The 10094-nt window shown below is 64.0% G+C and carries 11 protein-coding genes; 4 read left to right on the forward strand and 7 right to left on the reverse strand.

Annotated features, from left to right (window positions below; translation table 11 throughout):
- Positions 1-6: 6 nt before the first annotated feature.
- Positions 7-783 carry a bifunctional demethylmenaquinone methyltransferase/2-methoxy-6-polyprenyl-1,4-benzoquinol methylase UbiE gene (gene ubiE / locus NKJ94_RS10245; RefSeq protein WP_352524686.1) on the reverse strand — a complete coding sequence of 259 codons (777 nt, stop codon included), beginning with the start codon at positions 781-783 and terminating at the stop codon, positions 7-9.
- A 103-nt stretch (positions 784-886) separates the two neighbouring features.
- On the opposite strand from ubiE, the gene NKJ94_RS10250 reads away from it, so the two are divergent.
- From NKJ94_RS10250 to NKJ94_RS10260, 3 genes are all read left to right on the forward strand, one after another.
- Entirely contained in the window at positions 887-1861 is a 975-nt protein-coding gene (locus NKJ94_RS10250; RefSeq protein WP_352524687.1) for an adenosine deaminase, read from the forward strand.
- 119 nt (positions 1862-1980) lie between these two features.
- Positions 1981-2610 (forward strand): uracil phosphoribosyltransferase, encoded by a 630-nt coding sequence (gene upp, locus NKJ94_RS10255; protein WP_352524688.1) that lies wholly within the window; start codon positions 1981-1983, stop codon positions 2608-2610.
- A gap of 201 nt (positions 2611-2811) precedes the next feature.
- Positions 2812-3372, forward strand: coding sequence for a TIGR02281 family clan AA aspartic protease (locus NKJ94_RS10260; RefSeq protein WP_352524689.1), 561 nt, complete (start codon positions 2812-2814; stop codon positions 3370-3372).
- A gap of 109 nt (positions 3373-3481) precedes the next feature.
- Here NKJ94_RS10260 and deoA read toward each other — a convergent pair whose 3' ends face one another.
- Genes deoA through NKJ94_RS10290 form a run of 6 tightly spaced genes read right to left on the reverse strand, consistent with a single transcriptional unit; the run spans position 3482 to position 9656 of the window.
- Positions 3482-4801 (reverse strand): thymidine phosphorylase, encoded by a 1320-nt coding sequence (gene deoA / locus NKJ94_RS10265; protein ID WP_352524690.1) that lies wholly within the window; start codon positions 4799-4801, stop codon positions 3482-3484.
- Positions 4801-5619 carry a purine-nucleoside phosphorylase gene (locus NKJ94_RS10270; protein ID WP_352524691.1) on the reverse strand — a complete coding sequence of 273 codons (819 nt, stop codon included), beginning with the start codon at positions 5617-5619 and terminating at the stop codon, positions 4801-4803. The genes deoA and NKJ94_RS10270 overlap by 1 nt, the downstream gene beginning before the upstream one ends.
- On the reverse strand, positions 5616-6008 hold the full coding sequence (gene cdd / locus NKJ94_RS10275; RefSeq protein WP_352524692.1) for a cytidine deaminase: 393 nt from the start codon (positions 6006-6008) through the stop codon (positions 5616-5618). Before cdd ends, NKJ94_RS10270 begins: the two co-directional genes overlap by 4 nt.
- A 6-nt stretch (positions 6009-6014) precedes the next feature.
- The gene (locus NKJ94_RS10280; protein WP_352509889.1) at positions 6015-6986 is read right to left on the reverse strand and encodes an ABC transporter permease; all 972 of its coding nucleotides are present in this window, start codon (positions 6984-6986) and stop codon (positions 6015-6017) included.
- 1 nt (position 6987) lies between these two features.
- Positions 6988-8127, reverse strand: coding sequence for an ABC transporter permease (locus NKJ94_RS10285; RefSeq protein ID WP_352524693.1), 1140 nt, complete (start codon positions 8125-8127; stop codon positions 6988-6990).
- The gene (locus NKJ94_RS10290; RefSeq protein WP_352524694.1) at positions 8124-9656 is read right to left on the reverse strand and encodes an ABC transporter ATP-binding protein; all 1533 of its coding nucleotides are present in this window, start codon (positions 9654-9656) and stop codon (positions 8124-8126) included. The genes NKJ94_RS10285 and NKJ94_RS10290 overlap by 4 nt, the downstream gene beginning before the upstream one ends.
- A 166-nt stretch (positions 9657-9822) precedes the next feature.
- Here NKJ94_RS10290 and NKJ94_RS10295 point away from each other — a divergent pair, with 166 nt between their 5' ends.
- Entirely contained in the window at positions 9823-9996 is a 174-nt protein-coding gene (locus NKJ94_RS10295) for a SlyX family protein (RefSeq protein ID WP_352524695.1), read from the forward strand.
- Positions 9997-10094: the final 98 nt, after the last annotated feature.

Genomic DNA, 10094 nt, shown 5'->3' on the forward strand with positions numbered 1-10094 from the left:
GTTGCCTCAAAGCTTCCAGCCCGAATGGAGCGCGGCGATGCCGCCGGAGTAGTTGCGGAACGAGGCGCGGTCGAAGCCGGCGCGGGAAATCATCGCTGCGAAATTCTGCTGATTGGCAAATTTGCGGATCGATTCGACGAGATAGGAATAGGGCTCGCCGTCGCCGGTCACCGCCTTGCCGATCCTGGGGATCGCGTTGAACGACCATGCCTCATAGACCTTGTCGAGCAGCGGCATGTCGACCTCGGAGAATTCAAGGCAGAGAAAGCGTCCGCCGGGCTTCAGCACGCGATAGGCTTCGGCAAGCGCCACATCGATGCGCGGCACGTTGCGGATGCCGAAAGCAATGGTGTAGGCATCGAAAGTAGCGTCGGCAAAAGGCAGTTCCTCGGCATTGGCTTCGAGGAAATCAGTATTTGCCGACAGGCCCTTTTTCTCGGCCCGGTCGCGGCCGACGGCGAGCATCGAGCCGTTGATATCGAGAACCGTTGCCTGGGCGTGCCTGCCGCTCGCCTCAACGATGCGGAAGGCGACGTCGCCGGTGCCGCCGGCAACATCGAGAACGCTCCAGCCCGGCCGCTTCGGTGGATTGAGCCAGGCGACCATGGCGTCCTTCCACAACCGATGCAACCCGGCCGACATCAGGTCGTTCATCAGGTCGTAGCGGTTCGCCACCTTGTGGAAAACATCATTGACCAGGGACTGCTTGTCGCCTGACCCTACCCGCCTGAAACCATAGGAGGTTTCCATGCCGCCCGCAGCCGTGGTTCTTTCAACCGACATCGTTTTGATCCGCCATAAAATCGGCGGGACCATAGCCGATCGATGGTGTGGGCGCTATTGTTTAAGGCGCGGTGTTCGGCCGCGCTTCTGACGGGATAATTGAATGCCTTTGAAAGCAGAACTGCACTGCCACATCGAAGGGGCAGCGGCGCCTGAACTCGTCCTCCGCCAGGCTGAGAAATACGGCAAGGATGCCTCGCCCTACATCCAGAACGGCTCCTTCGTCTGGCACGATTTCACCTCGTTCCTCGCGGCCTACGACTTCTCCTCCGACCTGTTCCGCACCGAAGAAGACTATGCGCGGCTGGCCGATCACTACCTGACCAGCCTCGCCCGCGACGGCGCCATCTATTCCGAGGTTTTCACCTCGCCCGACCATGCCAGCAAGGCCGGGCTGTCCCCGAAGGCCTATACCGACGCGCTCGGCGAAGGCATGGCCCGCGCGAAGGCGAAGACCGGCATCGAAGGCCGCATGATCGTCACTGGCGTGCGCAATTTCGGTGTCGAATCGATCGAGCGGGCGGCGCGTTTCGCCGCCCGCAGCGGGCATCCGCTGGTCACCGGCTTCGGCGTCGCCGGCGACGAGCGGATAGGCGATCTGGAAGACTATGTCCGGGCCTTCGAAATCGCCCGCGAGGCCGGCCTCGGCATAACTGTCCATGCCGGCGAATTGATGGGCTGGGAGAGCGTCGAGGCGGCACTCGACCACATCCGCCCGTCTCGCATCGGCCATGGCGTGCGCGCCATCGAAAACCCCGATCTCGTCCGGCGCATCGCCGACGAAGGCGTCGTGCTCGAATGCTGCCCCGGCTCCAACATCGCCCTAAAAATCTTTGACAGTTTCGCCGACCATCCCTTTCCCGCACTGAAAGCGGCGAGCTGCAAAGTAACGCTCAACTCCGACGACCCGCCCTATTTCTGGACGTCGCTGAAGCGTGAATACGACATCGCCGCCGAGCATTTTGCGATGGACGACAAGGCGCTCACCGCCGTCACCAGGACGGCCATCGATGCAGCCTTCGTCGACAGGAAGACGAGGGCGGCGCTGCTGGGCAGGCTCGACGTCAAGGGCAGGTGAATGGTGAATGGTTCACCCGGCGCTTCGGCCCGTCAACCGCGAGTTTTCCGCTCAACCAGGACTCGCAAACCTATTCACTATTCACTATTCACTATTCACCTGCGCAGTTGGAGAGCACCATGAAGGGCGTCACCGTCGTCGACCATCCGCTTGTCCAGCACAAGCTGACCATCATGCGCAAGAAGGAAACCTCGACGGCCGGCTTCCGGCGGCTGCTGCGCGAGATCTCGCTGCTGCTCGGCTACGAGGTCACCCGCAACCTCGAACTGACCACAACGACGATCGAGACGCCGATCGAGACGATGGAGGCGCCGACGCTGGAGGGCAAGAAGCTGGTCTTCGCCTCGGTGCTGCGCGCCGGCAACGGCTTGCTCGAGGGGCTGCTCGATCTGGTGCCGGCGGCGCGTGTCGCCCATATCGGGCTCTACCGCGACCACGAGACGCTGGAGGCGGTCGAATATTTCTTCAAGGCGCCGGGCGACCTCGCCGACCGGCTGGTGATCGTCGTCGATCCGATGCTGGCCACCGCCAATTCGGCGATCGCGGCGATCGACAAGCTGAAAGGCCGAGGCGCCACCAACATCCGCTTCCTTTGCCTTTTGGCGGCACCAGAGGGCCTCGAGCGGTTCATCCAGGCGCATCCGGACGTCCCCGTCTTCACCGCCTCCATCGACCGCCAGCTCAACGAGAAGGGCTATATCATGCCGGGCCTCGGCGATGCCGGCGACCGCATGTACGGAACCAAATAGTTTAGAGCGCCGCGTCCGATTGGACGCGCAAAGGACGCTCCAACGCTTCTAATCTGCGCCTTATCCTTTCCAGAACCGACTGCGTTCCGGAGAGGATCATGCGCCGTTTACCGATTGTTTACGCAAACGGCTGGTTTCCGCATTCGTTAAAGCGGCAATCACTATGTCGGACTAAGGATCGGCAATCACAAAGGCCGGTCCATGCTGCGCAAGCTTCTCATCCTTGGCGTGTTTGCCGGAACGTCGGCATCGCTTCCGATCGTCTATCAGTCGAATCCACAGGTGATCGAGCGCCTGTTGAAATCCGCCATCGGGGCCAAGCCGGCGGACACACAAACCGACCTGAACCTTGCCGCCGTTCCGGACAGGCCGGCAACGCCGCAGCCGCTCGGCCGCAAGGTCGTCGTCACCGCGGACGCGCGCGGGCATTTCATGTCGGCCTTCAAATTGAACGGCCGTCAGGTCGACGGCATGATCGACACCGGCGCGACGCTCGTCGCCTTGAACAGCTCGACCGCGCGCAGGATCGGCATTTCGCTGAATTCGTCGGACTTCAGCCATCAGGTCAACACCGCCAACGGCGCGATCAAGGCCGCCGTGGTGACGATCGACCGCCTGCAGATCGGCAAGATCACCGTCGAGGGCGTCCAGGCCGTCGTGCTCGACGACAAGGCGCTGCACACCAATCTGATCGGCATGAGCTTTCTTCAGCGGCTCGAAAAATACCAGGTCGAAGACGGCACGCTTCTGCTGGTTCAGTAGACGGTGATCTCGAACCGCAGCTCCGCGTCAGCGAAAAGTGGGGACCGGTTTTCGGACAAGATCGTGGTCCAAAGAAAAATAGAGCCCATCCGATACCATCGGAATGGCTCTACCCGCGCGGCAGGATCCGCCGGATGACGGTTTTCTCCGTGGCCGGTTTGGAAGCCCCGATGGTATAGGCCGAAAGCACGGCGGCCGCGGCCGCTTCGGCATCCCCGGTATTGCGGGCATGGACCAGCGCCAGCGCTTCGCCGGCCCGCACTTCAGCGCCGACCGGCAACAGCCTGGTGATGCCGACGGCGTAATCGATCCTGTCGTCGGGCCGCGTCCGCCCGCCGCCAAGCCCGACCACGGCAAGCCCGATCTCGCGGGTCGCGATGCCGGTGACAAAGCCGTTCGCGCTCGCCTTGACCGCGAATTCCGTTGCCGCTTTCGGCAAATATTTTTCCGGATTGTCGACAAAGTCGACGGGACCACCCAGTGCCGCCACCATGCGCGCGAAGATGGAAGCGGCGCGGCCGCCGGCCAGCGTCTCGGCGGCGCGGCGCAGGCCGTCCTGGTTGGACGACACCAAGCCTGCCGATTGCAGCATCTCGGCGGCCAGCGCCAGCGTCACGTCCTCCAGCCGCCGGTCGCGGAAGCGGCCGGTGAGAAAGTCGACGGCATTGCGAACCTCGACCGCGTTGCCGGCGGCGGACGCCAGCGGTTCGTTCATGCCGGTGACCAGCGCCGAGGCCTTCAGGCCGGCGCCGTTGGCGACGTCGACCAGGCTGTTGGCCAGCGCGGTTGCGTCGCGCGATTTCTCCATGAAGGCGCCGTTGCCGACCTTGACGTCGAGCACCAGCGAATTGAGGCCGGCCGCCAGCTTCTTCGACAGGATCGAGGCGGTGATCAGCGGTACCGATTCCACCGTTCCCGTCACATCGCGGATGGCGTAGAGCCTGGCATCGGCGGGTGCGAGATCGGCGGTCTGGCCGATGATGGCGCAGCCGGTTTCGAGCACCGTCTTGCGGAAGCGCGCAACATCCGGCTGGCTGATGTAGCCGGGGATGGCATCCATCTTGTCGAGCGTGCCGCCGGTGTGGCCAAGGCCCCTGCCGGAAATCATCGGCACATAGGCGCCGCAGGCAGCGACGATCGGCGCCAGCATCAAGGAGACATTGTCGCCGACCCCGCCCGTCGAATGCTTGTCGGTGACCGGGCCGGGCAGATCCGACCAGTCGAGCACATCGCCGGAATCGCGCATCGCCATTGTCAAGGCCACCGCCTCGTCGCGGCTCATGCCGTTGAAGAACACCGCCATGGCGAAGGCGCCGACCTGCGCGTCGGTGACGGTGCCGGCGGTCAGGCCCTCGATGAAGACCGCCATCTCCTCAGCCGACAGTTTTTGACCGTCGCGCTTGCGGCGGATGATTTCCTGGGGAAGCATCAGGCGTCGACCTTGTGCTCCGGAAACCCGTCCTGAAAAACACGCTGCAGAATGGTCGCCAGCCGCGCGCCGCCGACTGGCGCCATGTCCTTGGTCTCCTGGTGCGACAGCTCGGCTCCGGTCATGCCGGCGGCAAGGTTGGTGACGACCGAACAGGCGGCGACGCGCAGGCCGAGGAAGCGGGCGAGAATGACCTCCGGCACCGTCGACATGCCGACCGCGTTGGCACCCATGACACGCGCCATGCGGATCTCGGCGGGCGTCTCGAAGCATGGGCCGGAGAACCACATGTAGACGCCTTTGTGCAGCGCGGTACCGGTGGCCTTCGCCGCCTGCTCGATCGCCGCGCGTAGGCCGGCGTCGTAGGCTTCGGTCAGGCCGACGAAACGGCGGTCGCTCGGTTCGCCGATCAGCGGGTTGGAGCCCGAGAAATTGATGTGGTCGGTGATCAGCATCACCGAGCCTGGCCCCATCCCGGGATCGACCGAGCCGGCGGCGTTGGTGAGGATCAGCTTGGAGATGCCGAGACCGGCGAGCACCTCAAGTGCCGGCCGCATCGCCGCTGCGTTGCCGTGCTCGTAATAATGCGCGCGGCCGGACAGCATCAGCACCGGGGCGCCGGCAAAGAGCCCCGCCACCGCCTCGCCGGCGTGGCCGCTGACGCCGCTTCTGGGGAAGCCCGGCAAGTCGGCGTAGGAGATGCGCACCGCATCCTCGACTTTGTCGACAAGCCCGCCAAGCCCCGATCCCAGCACCAAAGCGGTGGTCGGCGCCAGCCCATCCAGCTTCTCGACGAGATGATCGAGCGCTTCCTTCATTTCAGCACATCGCCTTTGAATCCGTATGGCAGCAACTCGCCCATGGTCACGGTCTCGACCACGCCGCCATCGTCGCAGAGATAGAACTTCGTTTCCGGCCGGCAGAACTCGGCCAGCCGCTGCCGGCAGCCGCCGCAGGGCGAGCATTTTGCCACGCGTTCGGCGATCACGGCGACTTCCGTGATCTTGCCGCCGCCGCCCATGATGAAATGGCCGAGCGCGGTGGTTTCGGCGCACCAGCCCTCCGGGTAAGACGCGATCTCGACATTGGCGCCGGCAAAGACACGGCCGTCCTCGGTGCGCAGCGCCGCCCCGACCGGAAATTTCGAATAGGGCGCATAGGCCTTGGCCATGGCGGCTTTCGCCGCTTCGAACAGATCATGAGCCATGATAGATCAGCGTTCCTTGACATACGGCACGCCGCCGGCGCGCGGCGGGATTGCCTTGCCGATGAAGCCGGCAAGCAGGATGACGGTCAGCACATAGGGCAGCGCCTGCATGAACTGCACCGGCACCTTGCCGATCAGCGGCAGCGGCGTGCCTTGCAGGCGGATCGACGCCGCGTCGAGGAAGCCGAACAGCAGGCAGGCGAACATAGCGTTGACCGGCTTCCATTTGGCGAAGATCAGCGCGGCCAGCGCGATGTAGCCCTTGCCGGCGGTCATATCCTTCACGAAGCCGCCATTCTGCACCATCGACAGATAGGCACCGGCAATGCCGGTGAGCACGCCGGTGCAGATCAGTGCCCGGTAGCGCAGCCACGCGACCGAGATGCCGGCGGTATCGACCGCGGCCGGGTTCTCGCCGACGGCGCGCAGGCGGAGCCCGAAGCGGGTGCGGAACAGCACCCACCAGGTGAACGGCACGGCGAGGAAGGCGAGATAGACCAGCACGGAATGGCCGGAGATGAGCTCCGAATAGATCGGCCCGAGGATCGGCACGCCCCTGAGCGCATCCGCGCCCGGCCAGATGATCGCTTCGAAGCGTTCGCCGGCGGCCAGCGCCGGCGTGCGCCCGCCTTGCTGGAACCAGGCCTGGCCGAGCATGATCGTCGACCCGGCGGCAATGAAATTGATCGCCACGCCGGAGACGATCTGGTTGCCGCGATGGGTGATCGAGGCAAAGCCATGGATCAGCGCGAAAGCGACCGAGATGAGGATGGCCATGCCGAGGCCGAGATAAGCGGAGTGGAAGACCGAGGCGGCGGCGGCGCCGGCAAAGGCGCCGACAAGCATCTTGCCCTCGAGCCCGATGTCGAAGACGCCGGCCCGCTCCGAATAGAGGCCGGCGAGGCAGGCGAGCAGCAAGGGAACCGACAGGCGGATGGTCGAGTCCAGGACCTGTACGATGGCGTTGAAGAAATCCATCTCAGGCACCCTTCCCCTTGACCGCTTCCATGCCGACCGATCTCGGGCTGAGCGAGGCGAACAGCGCCTGGACATAGGGCCGGAACATATGCTCGAGCGCACCGGCGAACAGGATGACTAGGCCCTGGATGATGACGATCATGTCGCGGCTGATCGCCGGCATCTCGAAGGCGAGCTCGGCGCCGCCCTGATAGAGCATGCCGAACAGAATTGCCGCGAGCACGATGCCGACCGGGTGCAGGCGTCCCATCAGGGCCACCGCGATGCCGACGAAACCGGCGCCCGAAACGAATTCCAGCGCGACGTTGTGCTGGTCGCCCATTGTCGGGTTGAGCGCCATCATGCCGGCCAGTGCGCCCGAGATCATCATCGCAATGATGATGATGCGTATCTCCGAAATGCCGGCATAGCGCGCCGCTTTTGGGCTGTGGCCATAGGTGCGCATCTCGTAGCCTAGCTTCGTGCGCCAGATCAGCACCCACACCAGAAAGGCCATGGCCAGCGCCAGCAGGGAGCTGACGTTGAACGGCGCCGAACGAATTTTCGCGCCGAACAATTCGATGATCCAGTTGAGCTTCGGCAATTGTGCGCCTTCGAGGAAGGTGCGCGTCTGCGGCGCCATCGAGCCGGGCGGCTTCAGCATGCCCACCAGCGCATAGACCATCACGCTGGCGGCGATGAAATTGAACATGATGGTGGTGATGACGATGTGCGAGCCGCGCTTGGCCTGCAGATAGGCCGGGATCAGCGCCCACAGCGCGCCCATCGTCGCGGCCGCGACAATGGCAATCGGGAAGGTCAGCCACCACGGCAGCACGCTGTCGAAGGCCAGGCAAACGATGCCGATGCCGAGACCGGCGATATAGCCCTGGCCCTCGCCACCGATGTTGAACAGGCCGCAATGCGCCGCAACCGCCACCGAAAGCCCGCTGAAGATGAAGGTGGTGGCATAGAAAAGCGTGAACGCGATGCCTTGGCCACGGCCGAAGGCACCCTCGACCAGGATGACGGCTGCACGCAGCGGGTTCTCGCCGACCAATATGACGACGAAGCCGGCGACGACGAAGGCGACGAACAGATTGATCAGCGGGATCAGCACATAGTCGGCCCAGGCCGGCAGCTTGGCGTAGGGAGTGCTCACTCGGCGGCCTCCCGGTGCTCGACGCCGGCCATCAGCAGGCCAAGCTCGCCCTCGGTCGCCTCGGGGCCGCGCTCGCCGACGATGCGGCCGGCGAACATCACCAGGATGCGGTCGGAAAGCGAGCGGATCTCATCGAGCTCGACCGAAACCACCAGCACCGCCTTGCCCTGGTCGCGCATGGCGATGAGGCGCTTATGGATGAATTCGATTGCGCCGACATCGACGCCGCGCGTCGGCTGACCGACGATCAGCACGCCCGGATCTTGTTCCATTTCGCGCGCGAGCACGATCTTCTGCTGATTGCCGCCGGAGAAATTGGCGGTCTTGAGACGGCAGTCGGCCGGGCGGATGTCGTACTTGACGATCTTGTCCCTGGCATCGTTACGGATCGCGTCGATGTTGAGGAATGGCCCCTTCAGATAGCGCTCGTCGTCCTGGTAGCCGAGGATTGAATTCTCGTTCTCCTCGAAGGCCAGCACCAGCCCAACATGATGGCGGTCCTCCGGCACATGGGCAAGGCCGCGCTCGCGCAGCTCGCCGGGATCGGCGGCCCCGGTAAGGTCGATCGGCTTGCCGTCCAACGTGACCGAGCCCGACACGGCGCGCCTGATGCCGGAAATCGCTTCGAGCAGTTCGGATTGCCCGTTGCCGGCGACGCCGGCAATGCCGACGATCTCGCCGGCATGGACGTCGAAGGAGACGTCGTCGACCATGGTGACGCCGCGGGAATCCTTGACCGTCAGGTTCTTGACCGCGAGCTTGACGCCGCCGGCCTTCGCCTCACCCTTTTCGACGCGCAGCAGCACGCGCCGCCCGACCATCAGCTCGGCCAGCTCCTCGACCGTGGTCCTCCTGGTTTCGCGCGTCGCAACCATGGTGCCCTGGCGCATCACCGAGACCGTGTCGGTGATCGCCATGATCTCGCGCAGCTTATGGGTGATCAGCACTATCGTCTTGCCCTGCTCCTTCAGCTGCCTGAGGATGCGGAACAGATGGTCGGCCTCGGCCGGCGTGAGCACGCCCGTCGGCTCGTCGAGGATCAGGATCTCGGCGCCGCGATAGAGCGCCTTGAGGATTTCGACGCGCTGCTGCAGGCCGACCGGCAGTTCCTCGATGATCGCGTCCGGATCGACCTCGAGCCCGTATTCGCGCTCGAGCCGCTCCAGCTCGGAACGCGCCTTGGCGATGCTCTTCTTCAGCAGCGCATCGCTTTCGGCGCCGAGAATGACGTTTTCCAGCACCGAGAAATTATCGACCAGCATAAAGTGCTGATGCACCATGCCGATACCGAGCGCGATCGCATCATTGGGCGTCTTGATCGACGCCGGCTGGCCGCCGACACGGATTTCGCCGGCGTCGGCCTGGTAGAAACCATAGAGGATCGACATCAGCGTCGACTTGCCGGCGCCGTTTTCGCCGACGATGCCGTGGATGGTGCCGCGCACAATTTCCAGATTGATGTCGCGGTTGGCGCGCACGGCGCCAAAGCTCTTGTCGATGCCGATCAGCTCGATTGCGGCTTGCGCCATGCAGCCTGTTCCCACTGTTATTTTTTTACCGCTTGGTCAAACGCCTAGCATGACGCCCCGTCTGTGCCAATTGGCCGGAGCAGGGTTCACTCTCGACAAATCCCGCCATGCTTGTCAATTTCCAACGTGGCCGCAGCCTGCACAATCGCCTGATCGAGGATTTCAAATGACCATGCCCACCGACCGGCTGACGACGCTGGAAATCCGCGCCGCCGAGCAGGAGAAGACCATCGAGGAACTGTCCGGCCAGATCGCCGAACAGTGGAAGGTGATCGAGCGCATGCAGCGCAAGCTCGACGCGTTGGCCGAGCGCTTCCTGGCGCTGGAAGAACAAGCGTAAGCGTCACGAGCACCGCACGACTGTCCTTGCTTGACAGAGGCAGGATTCAGATGCGGGCCGCTTTGACCCGCTTGGGCATGAAGTACGAGCGGATGGCG

Origin of the sequence: Mesorhizobium sp. M0060, assembly GCF_040323155.1 — a bacterium.
Classification (GTDB): Bacteria; Pseudomonadota; Alphaproteobacteria; order Rhizobiales; family Rhizobiaceae; genus Mesorhizobium.